At 69.5% G+C, this 14,329-nt stretch carries 13 protein-coding genes; 5 read left to right on the forward strand and 8 right to left on the reverse strand.

The annotated features are described in order from the left end of the window. Positions 1-2: 2 nt before the first annotated feature. Positions 3-662: a ribulose-phosphate 3-epimerase gene (gene rpe / locus J2728_RS15585; RefSeq protein WP_310000564.1), complete on the reverse strand. Its 660-nt coding sequence runs from the start codon at positions 660-662 to the stop codon at positions 3-5. An 84-nt stretch (positions 663-746) separates the two neighbouring features. After that, a complete protein-coding gene (locus tag J2728_RS15590; RefSeq protein WP_310000566.1) occupies positions 747-2,030 on the reverse strand; it encodes an RsmB/NOP family class I SAM-dependent RNA methyltransferase in 1,284 nt (427 codons plus the stop codon). 92 nt (positions 2,031-2,122) lie between these two features. Here J2728_RS15590 and J2728_RS15595 point away from each other — a divergent pair, with 92 nt between their 5' ends. Beyond that, a complete protein-coding gene (locus J2728_RS15595) occupies positions 2,123-2,347 on the forward strand; it encodes a DUF1674 domain-containing protein (RefSeq protein ID WP_310000567.1) in 225 nt (74 codons plus the stop codon). Positions 2,348-2,475: 128 nt separating this feature from the next. Then, positions 2,476-5,025 (forward strand): cation-translocating P-type ATPase, encoded by a 2,550-nt coding sequence (locus J2728_RS15600; protein WP_310000569.1) that lies wholly within the window; start codon positions 2,476-2,478, stop codon positions 5,023-5,025. A 23-nt stretch (positions 5,026-5,048) separates the two neighbouring features. Here J2728_RS15600 and pyrF read toward each other — a convergent pair whose 3' ends face one another. Next, a complete protein-coding gene (gene pyrF, locus J2728_RS15605) occupies positions 5,049-5,750 on the reverse strand; it encodes an orotidine-5'-phosphate decarboxylase (protein ID WP_310000571.1) in 702 nt (233 codons plus the stop codon). Between the two features lie 97 nt (positions 5,751-5,847). Here pyrF and J2728_RS15610 point away from each other — a divergent pair, with 97 nt between their 5' ends. Together J2728_RS15610 and J2728_RS15615 are read left to right on the forward strand one after the other, a co-directional pair. Beyond that, entirely contained in the window at positions 5,848-6,561 is a 714-nt protein-coding gene (locus J2728_RS15610; protein ID WP_310000572.1) for a MarC family protein, read from the forward strand. A 45-nt stretch (positions 6,562-6,606) separates the two neighbouring features. Continuing rightward, positions 6,607-7,854, forward strand: coding sequence for a UbiH/UbiF/VisC/COQ6 family ubiquinone biosynthesis hydroxylase (locus J2728_RS15615; RefSeq protein WP_310000575.1), 1,248 nt, complete (start codon positions 6,607-6,609; stop codon positions 7,852-7,854). Between the two features lie 112 nt (positions 7,855-7,966). Here J2728_RS15615 and J2728_RS15620 read toward each other — a convergent pair whose 3' ends face one another. The 4 genes from J2728_RS15620 to J2728_RS15635 all read right to left on the reverse strand — a co-directional run bounded on the left by J2728_RS15620 (position 7,967) and on the right by J2728_RS15635 (position 10,404). Then, positions 7,967-8,164, reverse strand: a complete 198-nt coding sequence (locus J2728_RS15620) for a Trm112 family protein (RefSeq protein WP_310000576.1) — start codon at positions 8,162-8,164, stop codon at positions 7,967-7,969. 25 nt (positions 8,165-8,189) lie between these two features. Continuing rightward, a complete protein-coding gene (locus tag J2728_RS15625) occupies positions 8,190-8,855 on the reverse strand; it encodes an LON peptidase substrate-binding domain-containing protein (protein WP_310000578.1) in 666 nt (221 codons plus the stop codon). Between the two features lie 23 nt (positions 8,856-8,878). Next, the gene (gene trxA / locus J2728_RS15630; protein WP_310000580.1) at positions 8,879-9,787 is read right to left on the reverse strand and encodes a thioredoxin; all 909 of its coding nucleotides are present in this window, start codon (positions 9,785-9,787) and stop codon (positions 8,879-8,881) included. Between the two features lie 113 nt (positions 9,788-9,900). Next, complete coding sequence (locus tag J2728_RS15635; protein WP_310000582.1) at positions 9,901-10,404, reverse strand: prolyl-tRNA synthetase associated domain-containing protein; 504 nt, start codon at positions 10,402-10,404, stop codon at positions 9,901-9,903. A gap of 78 nt (positions 10,405-10,482) precedes the next feature. Between J2728_RS15635 and J2728_RS15640 the strand changes: the two genes are divergently transcribed. Further along, positions 10,483-11,229, forward strand: a complete 747-nt coding sequence (locus tag J2728_RS15640) for a DUF6065 family protein (RefSeq protein ID WP_099444508.1) — start codon at positions 10,483-10,485, stop codon at positions 11,227-11,229. A 46-nt stretch (positions 11,230-11,275) separates the two neighbouring features. On the opposite strand, the gene J2728_RS15645 is transcribed toward J2728_RS15640, so the two are convergent. Next, positions 11,276-14,086 (reverse strand): TonB-dependent receptor, encoded by a 2,811-nt coding sequence (locus tag J2728_RS15645; protein ID WP_310000584.1) that lies wholly within the window; start codon positions 14,084-14,086, stop codon positions 11,276-11,278. Between the last annotated feature and the right edge of the window lie 243 nt (positions 14,087-14,329).

Genomic DNA, 14,329 nt, shown 5'->3' on the forward strand with positions numbered 1-14,329 from the left:
GATCAGCCGCCCTTCAGCGCGCGGATGTTGGCGGCGTAGGCCTGGCGGCCGCCCTTGAACACCGCCGAGCCGGCGACGAGGGCGGTGGCCCCGGCGGCCACGCATTGCGGGGCGGTGACCGGGGTGACGCCGCCGTCGACCTCGAGAATGATGGGAAGGCCGGCCTTGTCGATCATCTTGCGCAGGGCTTCGACCTTGCGCAGCTGGCCCGGGATGAAGCTCTGGCCGCCGAAGCCGGGATTGACCGACATGACCAGCAAGAGGTCGACGTCCTCGAGGATCCACTCGACGTGGTCGATGCTGGTGGACGGGTTGAAGACGACGCCGGCCTTGGCCCCCAGCTCGCGGATCCGCTTCAGGGAGCGGTGCAGGTGCGGGCCGGCTTCGGGGTGGATGCTGATGATGTCGGCCCCGGCGGCGCGGAACGCCTCCAGATACGGGTCGGCCGGGCTGATCATCAGGTGCACGTCGAATGGGATCTTGGCGTGCGGCCGGATGGCTTTGACGATGTCGGGGCCGAGCGTGATGTTGGGCACGAAGTGGCCGTCCATCACGTCGACATGCACCCAGTCGGCGCCGGCCGCCTCGATGGCGGCGACCTCCTCGCCCAGGCGGGCGAAGTCGGAAGCGAGGATCGACGGGGCGATGAGCGGCGCGGTCATGACCCTGGGATAGCGGGCCCGAGTCGCTCTGTCATCCCGGGCGGGACTCGTTAAGCGTAGAAATACCCAAGCTTGGGCGGACGCTCAGCCCGCCTTGCGGAATCGGGCGGCGAAGAAGCCGTCCTGACCGCCGTCCAGCTGGTGGGGCAGCAGGCGCAGGGTTCCGCGCGGCGTCAGGCTGGCCTCGTGCGCGCCGGCTTCGCCTGGCTTGATCGGATCCAGCGCCATGTCCGGGCGGCGAGCCAGGAAGGCCTCGACCTGGGCCTCGCCCTCCTCGGGCTCCAGCGAGCAGACGCAATAGACGAGGCGCCCGCCGGGCTTGAGGCGGCCGGCGGCGCTGTCGAGGATGCGGGCCTGGACGCCCGCGAGGCTGGCGACATCGCCCGGGCGCGCGGCCCACAGCACGTCCGGATGGCGGCGGAAGGTGCCGGTGGCGCTGCACGGGGCGTCCAGCAGGATGGCGTCGAAGGTCCGCGCGTCGTCCCAGGTCGCGCCGTCGGCGACGACGACCTCGGCGGACAGGCCGGTGCGGACCAGGTTCTCCTCCAGGCGCTTGAGGCGCGCGGCCGAGCGGTCGAGGGCGACCACGTTCGCGCCGGCGGCGGCCAGCTGCAGGGTCTTGCCGCCGGGCGCGGCGCAGAGGTCGAGCACGGCCTCGCCGGCCTTGACGTCCAGCAGGCGGGCGGGGACGGCGGCGGCGGCGTCCTGCACCCACCAGCTCCCGTCCTCGAAGCCCGGCCAGGCGGCGACGTCGCCCTTGCGGCGAAGGCGCAAGGTCCCGCCGGGCAGGACCTCGCCCTCCAGCGCCTGCGCCAGGGCGGCCACGTCGGCGCCGGGCTTGAGGGACAGGTCGGTGGCGGGCTCAAGGGCTATCTGGCCGGCGATCTCGCGGGCCGTGGCCTCGCCGAACGCGGCGACCCACCGCGAATAGAGCCAGGGCGGGGCCAGCAGGGTGGGGTCATCGCTGGGCGGGGCGTCGCGCAGCAGGCCGCGCAGCACGGCGTTGACCAGGCCCTTGAACGGGCGGCTGGCCTTGTTGGCCCCGGCCAGCTCGACCGAGGTCGCCACGGCGGCGAAGGCCGGGACCTCCAGGTGGAAGGCCTGGGCCGCGCCGAGGCGCAGCAGGTGCATGACACGGTCCGGCGGGGCCTTCTGCAGGCGGGCGGCCAGAGCGCGGTCGATGGGGCCGAGGTGGCGCAGGACCGCCATGGCCAGGGCGCGGGCGAAGGCCCGCTCGCGCGGTTCCAGGAAACGGAAACCGTTGGCGGAAGCGGCTTCGTCGAGGCCGCCGCGCCGCGACAGGGCCGCGTCGATCAGGGTCAGGGCGGCTTCCCGGGCGGGGAGGCCGTCGTTCAGTTCTTGAGTCACCGCCCCGCCGTGCCAAGAGGCGGGCGCGAGCGCAAGCGGATTCGCACCGGGAGCGGTGGCGAGGCGCCCTTGGGCGGTGCTAAACTCGGCTCATGTCCGACACGCCCGATGCCCCGTCCGAAGCCGCTCCCGAGGTTCCCGGCGCCGCGCCCGGCAAGGCCTTGAGCCCCGCCGCCCGCCGCGCCCTGGAAGAGGCCGCCGCCCGCCGCGCGGCCGAGGCGGCGCTCGCCCTGCCCCCCGAGAAGGGCGGCCGCGAGGGTCCCGAGCCGACGCGCTTTGGCGACTGGGAGAAGAAGGGCGTCGCGGTCGACTTCTAGGCCGTCGCCCGCCTCCGTCGAGATGGCGCTGGACGCGGCCGACGCCGCGGCGCGACACTCCGGGCCTGGATCGCGGCGATCGATCTTGTCTTGTTCTGAAATCGAGAGTCGGCGGATCGGACAGCGTCATGTCGCGCGATGGCTTCACCGGATTGACCGAGGCCGAGGCGGCCAGGCGGCTCGCCGAATTTGGCCCCAACGCCCTGCCGCGCGCCGCGGGGCGGGGCTTGGCCCAGATCCTGCTCGACACCCTTCGCGAGCCGATGTTCCTGCTGCTGATCGGCGCGGCTGGCCTCTATCTGGTGCTGGGCGACCTGGGCGAGGGCCTGTTCCTGATGGCGGGGGCCGTGGCGACCATCGGCCTGGTGGTGCTGCAGGAGGCGCGGAGCGAGCGGGCGCTGTCGGCCCTGCGCGACCTCTCCCAGCCCCATGCGCGCGTGGTGCGCGACGGGGTCGAGGTCCGGCTGGCGGCGCGGGACCTGGTTCCGGGCGACATCATCCTGATCGGCGAGGGCGAGCGATTCCCGGCCGACGGCGTGCTGGTTGGCGGCGACGTCCTGAGCGTCGACGAGTCGGCCCTGACCGGCGAGTCCGCCCCGGTGTCCAAGCGTCCCTTGACCGATGGGGAGACGGTCGACGCCGACGCCCAGCCCGGCGCGGAGATCGGGCCGTATCTTTTCTCGGGCGCCATGGTGGTGCGCGGCCAGGCGGTGGCCAGGGTCGAGAGAACCGGCGCCAGGACGGCGCTCGGCCGCATCGGGGTCTCCCTGGCCGCGATCGTCCATCAGCCCACGCCGCTGCAGAAGACCGCTGGACGGCTGGTGACGCTGCTGGGTGGGCTGGCCATCGCCTTCTGCGCGGTCGTGGCCATCGCCTACGGTCTGATGCGTGGGGACTGGGTCGGCGGCGTTCTGGCCGGCGTGACCGTCGCCATCGCGCTGATCCCCGAGGAATTCCCGATGGTGCTGGCCGTCTTCCTGGCGCTGGGCGCCGGACGCCTGGCGCGGCGGAAGGTGCTGGTCCGCCGCGGCGCGGTGATCGAGGCGCTGGGGGGCGCGACATTCCTCTGCGTCGACAAGACCGGCACCCTGACCGAGAACCGCATGCGCGTGGCGCGGATCTGGACGTCGGGGGAGGATTGGGCGGTCGGCGCCGACGCCCCTCCGCTCGGCCCGGCGCGTGAATTTCTGCGCGTGGCCGGACTGGCCTGCGCCGTCCGTCCCGTCGATCCGATGGACAAGGCCGTTCGGGCGCTGCTTGACGATCAGGACCGCCAAGTCCCGGAGGCCCTGGAGGCCCCGGAACGGACCTGGCCTCTGCGGCCCGAGCGCATGGCGATGGTCCAGGCTTGGCGCGTGTCCGAGGATCAGTGGCGCGTCGTCGCCAAGGGCGCGCCGGAGGCGATCTTCCGACTCTGCCGATTGTCGGAGGCCCAGGCCGCCGACCTGGCGCCCGTCGTGGAGCGGTTCGCCCGCCAAGGGCTGCGCGTGCTGGGCGTGGCGTCCCGCGTGGCCCAGGGCGCGCTGTCCGACGGCCCAGAGGATGCACGCTTCACGTTCGAGGGGTTGATCGGCTTCCTGGACCCCGTCCGCGCGGACGTCCCGGACGCCCTGAAAGAGGCGCGAGGGGCGGGCATCGCCGTGGTCATGATCACGGGCGACCACCCCGCCACCGCCCTGGCGGTCGCCGAGACCGCCGGGCTGGACGTCTCGGGCGGGGTGCTGATCGGCCCCGAGATCGCCGCGCTCGATGACGCGGCCTTGGCCGAGCGTCTGCGCGAGACGCGCCTTTTCGCCCGCATCACGCCGGACCAGAAGCTCCGCATCGTCCAGGCCCTGAAGGCCGATGGTCAGGTCGTGGCCATGACCGGCGACGGCGTCAACGACGCGCCGGCCTTGGAGGCGGCCCATATCGGCATCGCCATGGGCCAGAAGGGAACCGACGTGGCGCGCGAGGCCGCCGACCTCGTCATCCTGGACGACAGTTTCGCCTCGCTCGTGGGCGGGGTGCGGCTGGGGCGGAGGATCTTCGCCAATCTGCGCAAGGCGCTCGTCTATGTCACGGCCATCCACGTGCCGATCGCCGGCGTCGCCCTCATTCCGATCGTCCTGGGCTTGCCGCCGCTGCTGTATCCGATGCACGTGGTGTTCCTGGAGCTTTTGATCGATCCCGTTTGCGCCATGGTGTTCGAGGCCGAGCCCGGCGGGGCGCACGCCATGCGGCGTCCGCCCCGGGGGCGGGACGAGCCGCTGTTCGGGCCTCGCCAGGTGGGCCTGGCCCTGCTGCAGGGGGCTGGCGTGCTGGCGGCGGTGCTGGGGATCTATGTCTGGGCGCTGGGCCACCATCCGGAAAACCAGGCGCGCGGCGCGGCTTTCCTGACGTTGGTGGCGGGCAATCTAATCCTGGCCCTGGCCGACGCCTCGTCCTCGGGCGGCCGGCTGTTTTCGCCTCATCGCCGGATATACTGGACCATCACCGCGGCGGCGTCCGGCGCCCTGGTCCTGATCTTCGCTATTCCGACCCTGGCCGCCATTTTCAAGGTCGCGCCGCCGTCGCCGGGCCTGCTGTTCGCGGCCCTGACGCTGGCGATGGTCGGCGGAGGCTGGTTCGGCCCGGTTCGCGCGCTACAGCGCGTTAGGTTCAAGCGTGCGCGGCTAAACCGTCCGAACCCGCCCTAAGTATATGAAATAGGGCCTTCCGATCAGACCCCCGCGATTTCCGCGATGACCTTGAGCGCCGCTTCGCGCGGATCGTTCGCCGCCGTGATCGGGCGGCCGCAGACCAGATGGCTGGCGCCGGCGCGGATGGCTGCCTCCGGCGTGGCGGCGCGGGCCTGGTCGTTCTTGGCCGACCAGAAGGGGCGCACGCCCGGCGTGACGATCAGGAAGTCCGGGCGGCTGGCCTCCCTGGCGATCTCGCGGGCCAGCGCGGCCTCGTGCGGCGAGGAGACGATCCCGTCCACCCCGCATTCGATCGCCTGGCGCACCCGGCGCTCGACCAGCTCGCGGGCCCCGAAGGCGTAGCCCATCTCGATCAGATCGGCGTCGGTCAGGCTGGTCAGCACGGTCACGGCCAGGATCTTCAGGGACGAAGAGCCCCGCGCCTGGACCGCGGCCTTCATCACTTGCGGTTCGGCGTGGACGGTCAGCAAATCACAGCCGCTCCGAGCCAGCACGCGGGCCGAGCGCTCGACCGTGGCACCGATGTCGTGCAGCTTCCAGTCGAGGAAGATCTGTTTGCCGCCAGCCTTCAGGTCGCGCGCCAGGGTCATGCCGTCGCTGGCCAAGAGCTCCAGGCCGATCTTGTAGAAGCTGACCGCGTCGCCCAGGCGCTCGACCATGTCGCGGGCTTCCTCGACGGTGGGCAGGTCGAGCGGCACGATCAGGCGCGGGTCGGCGGTCATATTCTAGTCCCCATGTTTGGTCGCAAGGGTTGGCGCGCGCGATCAGCCGCCCTAGGAAGGGCAAGCTTGGGCGCGATCTGAAAGGTAGGGACGTCGAATGACCGAGGCCAAACTCGCCGTCAACTTCTTCGTCGCGCTGTTCGCGCTGATCGACCCGATCGGCAACGTGCCGCTGTTCGCCGCCGCCACCCTGGGCGCGGCCGCGGCGGGGCGGCGGATGGTGGCCGTCTACATCGGCCTGTTCATGACCGCGTTCCTGATCTTCTTCTACTTCACGGGCGTGGGCCTGCTGGCCTTCTTCGGCATCTCGATGCCGGCGTTCCGCATCGCCGGCGGCATTATCCTGTTCATCCTGGGCCTGGACATGGTGCGCGACGACTTCACCACCATGTTCGCCGACGCCGCCGAGGGCGTGGAAGACCAGTCGCCGCGCGCCTATGCCCGGCAACGGTTCGAGCGGCTGATCGTGCCGTTCGCCATGCCCTTGCTGATCGGGCCGGGCGCGATCTCGACCGTGATCATCTACGCCGCCGAGGCCAAGCCGCTGGGCCTGGCCGGCGCGGGGATCGGGGTGGCGGTGATCGCCGCGGTCTCGGCCGTGGTCGTGGCCGCCTTCTGGGCCGCGCCGCTGATCAGCCGGGTGCTGGGCCGGATCGGCATGAGCATCGTGGTGCGGGTCCTGGGCCTGATCCTCTGCGCCCTGGCCGTCCAGTTCGTGATGATGGGCGTCGGCGACGCCACGCGCGGTCTGATCCGCGGCGACGCCCAGAACCCCTATGCCGAAAAGGCCCCTTACGCGGAAAAGAAGTAGCCGCGCGTCTGGACAGGTCCGGGAGACGGGGCCCATATCCCCGTCATGCGCGCTCATGATGCAGACGTGATCATCGCGGGCGCCGGCATGGCCGGCGCCACCCTGGCCCTGGCCCTGAAGTCCGGCGGCCTCAAGCCCCTGCTGGTCGATCCCCAGCCGTTCGACGCCCAGCTGGCGCCGTCCTTCGACGGCCGCAGCTCGGCCATCGCCTATTCCTCGTTCCGCCAGTGGCGGGCGATCGGCGCGGGCGAGATGGAGCCGCACGCCCAGCGCATCGAGCAGATCCTGGTCACTGATGGCAGGACGCCCGGCGCGGCGGCCCGCAAGCCCTCGGCGTCGTTCCTGCGCTTCGACTCCAGTGAGATCTCCGGCCGCATCGAGGGCGAGCCGCTGGGCTATCTGGTCGAGAACCGCCAGATCCGCGCGGCCCTCTCCAAGGCGGTGATCGAGAGGGAGATTCCGGTCATCGCGCCGATGGCGGCCAAGAACCTGGAGGTCACGCCCGGCGCGGCCCGCCTGATCCTCTCCGACGGCCGCGCCCTGACCGCGCCGCTCGCGGTCAGCGCCGAGGGACGCGGCTCGGTCCTTCGCCAAGCGGCCGGCATCGGCCACATCGGCTGGGGCTATGGCCAGAGCGGCGTCGTCTGCACGGTCAAGCTGGAGCGCCCGCACGAGGGCGTCGCCCATGAATACTTCCTGCCCAGCGGCCCGTTCGCGATCCTGCCGCTGACCGAGCAGCGCGCCAGCCTGGTGTGGACCGAGAGCACCGCGCGCGGCGAGGCCTTGCGCCACGCCTCGCCGGAGATGTTCCACGCCCACCTGATGCGCCGCTTCGGTGACTTTTTGGGCCAGGTCGAGGTGGTGGGGCAGACCTTCGTCTACCCGTTGTCGCTGCTGATGGCCGAGCGGATGACCGCGCCGCGTCTGGCCCTGATCGGCGACGCCGCCCACGGGGTGCATCCGATCGCGGGCCAAGGGCTGAACCTGGGCCTCAAGGACGCCGCGGCCCTGGCCGAGGTGCTGGTCGAGGCCGTGCGCAATGGCGAGGATATCGGCGCCGAGGCGGTGCTGGAGCGCTACGCCCGCTGGCGGCGGTTCGACACCGTGACCAACGCCCTGGCCTTCGACGCCTTTGTCCGGATCTTCTCGAACGACAACCCGCTGCTGCGGGTCGCGCGCGGCGCGGGCCTGGCGGTGGTCAACCGCATCGCCCCGGCGCGGCGGTTCTTCATGCACGAAGCCGGCGGTGGGGTGGGCGATCTGCCGAAGCTGTTGCGCGGGCAGGCGCTCTAAATCCTCCCCCTAGCGGGGGAGGTGGCGCGAAGTGCCGGAGGGGGAAGTCCCGCTGAGCTGGCCATTCCCCTCTCCGTCGGCTGCGCCGACACCTCTCCCATCGGGAGAGGATTTAAGCCTCCAGCTCCCGCGCCTCTTCCGGCAGCATGATCGGAACACCATCCCGGATCGGATAGGCCAGCTTGGCCGAGCGGCTGATCAGTTCGCCCTTGGCGCGGTCGTATTCCAGCGGGCCCCGGGTCACCGGGCACACCAGGACTTCCAACAGGCGCGGATCGACATCGACGGGGGGAGGGGCGGCTTGGGTCATGGCGCCTGTCTACTGGCCCTCTTGGTTATTGGATAGAGGTCGGTTCGTCATCGTCGCCTCCCGCCGCGTCGATCTCGAGCAGCGCCGTCAGGGTCGCCTTGCGCTCGAAGATGGTCTCGGCCTCCAGCAGGGCCTGCTTTTCCATCGGGTCGAACGGCAGGGCCATGGCTAGGCTGTTGATCAGGGCGTCGGAGGGCGCGCTTTCGGCGTCGCCCCAGTCGATGGCCAGGCCCCGATGGTCCAGATAGCGGCGCAGGGCGACCAGCAGCCGGTCGATGTCGGCGGCGGTGCGCTCGCCCGCGCCGTCCTCGCGCAGGTCGGGCTCATAGGGACTGAAGTCGACGCGCATCTGCCGGTAGGGCGTGCGGACCGGCAGCTCGTCGCCGGCTCGGAAGCGGCAGAGGCCGGTCAAGGTGATCAGGTAGCGGCCGTCGCTGGTCTCGGCGAAGCTAGTCACGCGGCCGGCGCAGCCGACCGGCGCCAGGGCCGGGCGCTGGTGATCGCCGCCCGGCCGGGTTTGGAGCATGCCGATGATCCGCTCGCCGGACATGGCGTCGTCCAGCATGTTCAGATAGCGCGGCTCGAAGATGTTCAGCGGCAGCTGACCGCCGGGCAGCAGCAGCACGCCGTCCAAGGGAAAGACCGGGATCACCAGGGGTAGGTCGCCAAGCTTTCGATAGACGGCCGGCATGGACTCTCCGTGGGCTTAAGGTCCTAGCTGAACAGGATCGACGACAGCTTCCGCCGCCCTTGCTTGGCGACTTCCGAGGTCGGGCCGGCGGCCTCGAACACGGTCAGCAGCTGCTTGCGAGCGGCCTCGTCGTTCCAGGCGCGATCGCGGGCGATGATGGTCAAGAGATGGTCGGCCGCCGCCTGCAGATGCCCAGCGCCGGCCAGGGCCTTGGCCAGCTCGAAGCGGGCCTCGTGGTCGTCGGGATCGGCGGCCAGGCGCTGCTCGAAGGCGGCGGTCTCGGACGGGGCTTCCTCGGCCAGGGCGAGCGCCGCGCGGGCCGCGTCGAGGTCGGGATCCTTGGCGTCGGCGGGGGCCATGGCCACCACCTCGGCCGCGCCCTCCAGGTCGCCGCCCATCACATAGGCGCGCGCCATGCCGCCGATGGCCTTGATGTTGGTCGGGTCGGTCTGCAGGGCCTGGGCGAAGGCCTGGGCCGCGCCGCCGACATCGCCGATCTCCAGCGATTCCTTGCCCAGCGCGATCAGTTCGTCGAGCGGGTTTTCGCCGCCCCCGGCCTTGGCCAGCTTCTCGACGAAGGCCTTCACCTGGCTCTCGGGCAGGGCGCCCTGGAAGGCGTCCACCGGGCGGCCGTCGACGAAGGCGTAGACGGTCGGGATCGACTGCACGCGCAGCTGACCGGCGAAGGCCGGGTTGGCGTCGACGTCGATCTTGACCAGCTTGACCGCGCCCTTGGCGGCGTTGACGACCTTCTCGATCGTCGGGGTCAGCTGACGGCACGGGCCGCACCAGGTGGCCCAGAAGTCGACGATGACCGGCTGGGTCTTCGACGCCTCGATGACGTCGGCCATGAAGGTGGCGTCCGAGCCATCCTTGATGTGTTCGCTCTTGCCCGAGGCGGGGGCGGCGGGCTTTTCGCCGATCAGGGACATCGGGTCTCTCGTGTACTCGGGGATAGGAGGACTTGGGGCAGGAAACGCGCCAGCCGCCAAGATGGTCCCTGGCGGGCGCTCGCGCAATGATCCGTTCGCTTGACGGGCGCCGGTCAGACGACGGTCATCGCCTCGAAGTCGACGATCATGGGCTCGATCCCCAGGGTCTCCAGGAACCGGCGGAAGCCCGCCTGGCTGACGGCGGTGGTGGCGTTGTTCTTCAGCGGGTGGAAGTTGACCGGGTCGCTCTCGGCCAGGGCCTTGTCCAGCACGAAGCGGACCCGCTTGTCCGTATCGTTGACCAGGCCGAAGGCGGTGACCGAGCCCGGCGTCACGCCCAGGGTCTCGATCATCATCGCCTCGGGGCCGAACGACAGCCGGCCCGAGCCGATCACGTGGTGCAACTTCTTCAGGTCGATCCTCGTCTCGCCCAGGGCCGAGATCAGCCACAGCTGGCCCTTGGCGTCCTTGAGGAACAGGTTCTTGGTGTGACCGCCGGGCAGGGCGGCCTTGATCTCCAGTCCCTCCTCGACGCGGAACACCGGCGGGTGGTCGAGGGTCTGGTGGTCGACGCCGTGGGCGTCGAAGAAGGCGAACAGGTCGGCGCGGGTCTTCATGCGGCTCTACTAGACGGCCTCGGGTCTTGCCCGCTAGACCTGATCCACAAGGGGCAGGAAACCCAGCAAAGGACCGGCATGGAACTGGAGTGCTATCCCACCGAGAACCGTCCGCCGGAGATCGTGCCGGGGCGGCCGCAGCGCGCCTGGATGGATCGGTTCGCCGAGCGCCATCCCTATCGCTGCCTGCCGCTGACCATGGCCAACACCACCGGCTGGGATATCCTCTGTCCGGTCGGCTTCTCGATGACCTGGGACGGCGGGGCGCACCAGGAGTGCATCAAGTTCCAGCCCGACCACCCCTATCCGGGCTTCACCGACTTCGTGAAGTCGCACTTCACGCGGGGGGTCGTGACCTTCCACACCGGCTATCTGTTCCGCACGCCGCCGGGCTGGTCGATGATGGCCATGGGGCCGCCCAACCACGTCAAGGACGGCATCCAGCCGTTGGCGGGGGTCATCGAGACCGATTGGCTGCCGTTCCCCTTCACGATGAACTGGATCTTCACGCGCCCCGGCACGGTGCGGTTCGAGAAGGGCGAGACCTTCTGCTTCCTGATGCTGCTGCAGGATAAGGCCATCGAGTCGTTCCAGCCGGTGATCCGCTCGATGAACTCCAACCCCGAGCTGCGCCGCCAGTACGACGTCTGGGCCGAGAAGCGCACCGAGTTCAACAGCCTGATCTTCAAGCGCGACCCGGAAGCCACCAAGGAGGCCTGGCAGCGCTTCTACTTCAAGGGCGAATACCCCGAGGAAATCCAGGCGGAGGCCCCCAGCCACCACGTCAACAAGCGGCGGCTGAAGGCTCCGAAGCTGGGGGTCTGACGACGGAAAGGACGGCCAGCGACCCTGCCGCTGGCCGCCTCCGCGCCTACCCGCCGAAGCGGAATCGCAGGCCCAACCCGTAGTAGCGGCCTTCGTAGCGCACATCGACCGGGTAGGCCTGGGTCGGCGAGTAGTTGTTGTAGTTCTCGAACGGCTTGGCCAGCAGGTTCGTCACGTCCAGTCCGACCGTGATGTTCTTGGTCACGTCGTAGCTGAGCGAGGCGTCCAGGCGCGACGTGCCGCGGATGCCGACGCCGGTGTAACGCGAGCCGTCCGTGGCCTGGCGGTAGTAGTCCACCCACGGCGAGCGGCGATTGTACGACAGCCGGCCCGTGATCCCGTTACGCTCGTAGAACACCGCGGCGTTGTAGGTCCACTTGGACAGGCCCTCGATCCGCACATACTCCCCGTCGCCGCCCAGCACCGCCGGCTGCATCTTGCGGCCGTTGATGTAGGTGACGTTCGCCTGGACGCCGAAGCCCTTCCAGGCGCCCGGCAGGAAGTCCAGAAAGCTCTGGGCGTTGATCTCGAAGCCCTTGATCTTACCCGAGCCGGAGTTCTCCGGGCGGCTGATCTGGATCAGGCCGTAGACCGGATCCTGGACCTGACGCGTGTAGCGGCTCGTGAACCCGAACAGGTCGCGATAGAAGCCGGCGACCGAGATATTGCCGGTGCTCGAGAAATAGTACTCTGCGCTGACGTCGTAGTTGTTCGAGGTCAGCGGCAGCAGGTCGGGGTTCCCGCCGTCGCCATAGGCGTTGATGTTGGCGGTCGGCGAGTTCGGGTCGACCGGCTGCGACGGATCGCGGACCACCTGGCTGATGTTCAGGGCGGGATTGAGGTCGCCGAAGTTCACCCGGGTGCGGGTCTGGGTGTAGGCCAGGCGCAGCTGCACCTTGTCGACTGGCCGAACCCGTAGGCTGACGTTGGGCAGGACATCGGTGTAGTTCTGCCGGATCGTGCGCGGGATCAGGGTGGTGACGCCGTTGGCGCTGACACGCGAGGTGCCGGAGAACTCGCCCGTGGTCTGGACGACCCGCACGCCGGCGACGCCGTCGATCGCGATCGCGCCGACGTCGAAGGCGTACTTGGCCTGGACGTATTCGGCGTAGCTCTGCTCCTTCGCGTTGAAGGCGCCGGCCAGGTCGAGCGGCACGTCGGGCGCGCTGAACGCCTTCAGATTGTCGATGTAGCCCTGATCGTTCGGGTGGAGCGCCACCAGCTGCTTGAGCGCGTCGACCGAACGCTGTCGAAGCGCCGCGAAGTTGCCGGCGACCCCCTCGCGGGTAGGCATCAGGTAGCGGGTGAAGCCCTGCGTGCTTCCCCGGAACGGATCCTCGATCAGCTCCAACTGGCCGACCGGCAGACCCGCCAGCGGCATCTTCAGCGGCAGCACCCAGGCGTAGCGCGAGCCTTGGATCAGCGAGGCGTCGCGATCGGTGTAGCGCAGGCCGAACTTGATCTCCGGGATCAGCGACGAGCCGGTGTCATAGGTCAGGTCGCCGCGCCATTGCACGCCGCTGCCCTTGGCGATGTAGCGGCGCTCGTAATAGCCGCGCCAGACGTAGTTGGCGGGATCCGAGGCGTTGAAGCCCGGGATGTCGAACGCGGCCCCGTCCTTCTCGTTGAACTTGACGTTGACGGTCGGCGGCGAGGCGAAGGTGCTGTCCAGGCTCCAGTTGCGCGCGGTGTAGCGGCTGTCCTCGTAGGCAAGGTCGGTGGACAGGGTCAGCCGGTCGCCGCGCCAGACGGCCCCGATCGCGCCTTGATAGGTGTTGGTCTGATCCGCTCCGGTCGAGCGATAGGCCTGGGGGGCCATCCCGCCGCTCTTGGTGAAGCTGGCGGCCTGGTTGGTGGTCCCCGGGACCAGGACCACGTTGGTCAGGGTCGGGTCCTTTTGGACGGTCGAGTCCCAGTCGCGAAGATTGACGTCAAGGTTGTCGGTCGCCTGGCGGCCGCGATAGCCCTGGTAGATGCCGTCGAAATAGATCTCCAGCCTGTCGTTGGGCTTCCACTGCAGGGCGACGTTGCCCGAGGGGCGGTAGCGCTTGCCGCCGTCGTTATAGAGGCCGACGGAGGCGGGGTAGTAGAAGTCGCCGCCGACGCTGGCGGGCGACACGGCGGACAGCGGGCTGACCTTGACGATCGACTGGTTGTTGTAGCGCACCCCGTTCCGGTACTTGGACTCGGCGTAGGTGGCGTTGGCCAGGATCCCGATCTCGCCGATCGGCGTGTCCCAGCGGTTCGAGACCAGGATGTTGCCGTTCGGGTCGCGTTTTTTGCTCTGGTCGTTGTAGGTCAGACGCACGCCGCCGCCGATGAAGCCGCCCTTGAAGTCGAACGGACGCCGTGTGCGGACGTTGATCAGGCCCGCCAGGCCCGGCTCGACGATGTCGGCGGTGCCGGACTTGTAGACCTCGATGCCCGCCAGGGCCTGGGCCGGAAAATCCTGCAACTGCACGCGGCGGTTCTCGGCCGTGAAGATTTCGCGGCCGTTGTAGGTGGTGGCCACGTCCGGGAGGCCGCGGATCAGGACCTTGTTGGCCTCGTCGCTGAAGCGCTCGACCTGGATGCCGGTGATACGCGCCAGGGTCTCCGCGGCGGTGTTGTCGGGAAGCTTGCCGATGTCCTCGGCGACCACGGCGTCGAGGATGGCGTCCGAGTTGCGCTTGATCTGTTGCGCCGAGCTCAGGCTCTTGCGCAGGCCGGTGACCACGACCTCGGTCACGGCCGAGTCCTCGATCTTGCCGCCGGCCGCTGGCCGGGTCTGAGCTGGCTTCTCGGCGATCTGAGCCGCCGCCGGCATGGCGGAAAACACCATCGGCGCAGCCGACAGCATAAGCGCAAGGCGCTTCATTCGTCTCCTCCCTAGGATCGGGCGCGAGACTGCTCTCGTCGCCCTTCTTTTTGTCGGACTAAATGTCTACGAAGGCGCGAAGGCCCGTCAATAGAATTAATGCCATTTATAATATGTTTGTGCGGCTATTGTGCGGATGCAACTTGCCGCGACGGCAGCGCCGTGGAGCGCGCTGCTCGGTTTTTGCCTCTTCATGTCCGACAACTACGGGTCGCCACGACCTAACGCGCGAGGGCGCGCGCC

This window comes from Caulobacter segnis (assembly GCF_031454995.1).
Taxonomy (GTDB): Bacteria; Pseudomonadota; Alphaproteobacteria; order Caulobacterales; family Caulobacteraceae; genus Caulobacter; species Caulobacter segnis_E.

What these genes read in the sequence shown, in the direction of transcription:
- rpe (WP_310000564.1), bottom strand. Translation starts at nt 662, where the DNA reads ATGACCGCGCCGCTCATCGCCCCGTCGATCCTCGCTTCCGACTTCGCC.
- J2728_RS15595 (WP_310000567.1), top strand. Translation starts at nt 2,123, where the DNA reads ATGTCCGACACGCCCGATGCCCCGTCCGAAGCCGCTCCCGAGGTTCCC.
- J2728_RS15600 (WP_310000569.1), top strand. Translation starts at nt 2,476, where the DNA reads ATGTCGCGCGATGGCTTCACCGGATTGACCGAGGCCGAGGCGGCCAGG.
- pyrF (WP_310000571.1), bottom strand. Translation starts at nt 5,750, where the DNA reads ATGACCGCCGACCCGCGCCTGATCGTGCCGCTCGACCTGCCCACCGTC.
- J2728_RS15610 (WP_310000572.1), top strand. Translation starts at nt 5,848, where the DNA reads ATGACCGAGGCCAAACTCGCCGTCAACTTCTTCGTCGCGCTGTTCGCG.
- J2728_RS15615 (WP_310000575.1), top strand. Translation starts at nt 6,607, where the DNA reads ATGCGCGCTCATGATGCAGACGTGATCATCGCGGGCGCCGGCATGGCC.
- J2728_RS15620 (WP_310000576.1), bottom strand. Translation starts at nt 8,164, where the DNA reads ATGACCCAAGCCGCCCCTCCCCCCGTCGATGTCGATCCGCGCCTGTTG.
- J2728_RS15625 (WP_310000578.1), bottom strand. Translation starts at nt 8,855, where the DNA reads ATGCCGGCCGTCTATCGAAAGCTTGGCGACCTACCCCTGGTGATCCCG.
- trxA (WP_310000580.1), bottom strand. Translation starts at nt 9,787, where the DNA reads ATGTCCCTGATCGGCGAAAAGCCCGCCGCCCCCGCCTCGGGCAAGAGC.
- J2728_RS15635 (WP_310000582.1), bottom strand. Translation starts at nt 10,404, where the DNA reads ATGAAGACCCGCGCCGACCTGTTCGCCTTCTTCGACGCCCACGGCGTC.
- J2728_RS15640 (WP_099444508.1), top strand. Translation starts at nt 10,483, where the DNA reads ATGGAACTGGAGTGCTATCCCACCGAGAACCGTCCGCCGGAGATCGTG.
- J2728_RS15645 (WP_310000584.1), bottom strand. Translation starts at nt 14,086, where the DNA reads ATGAAGCGCCTTGCGCTTATGCTGTCGGCTGCGCCGATGGTGTTTTCC.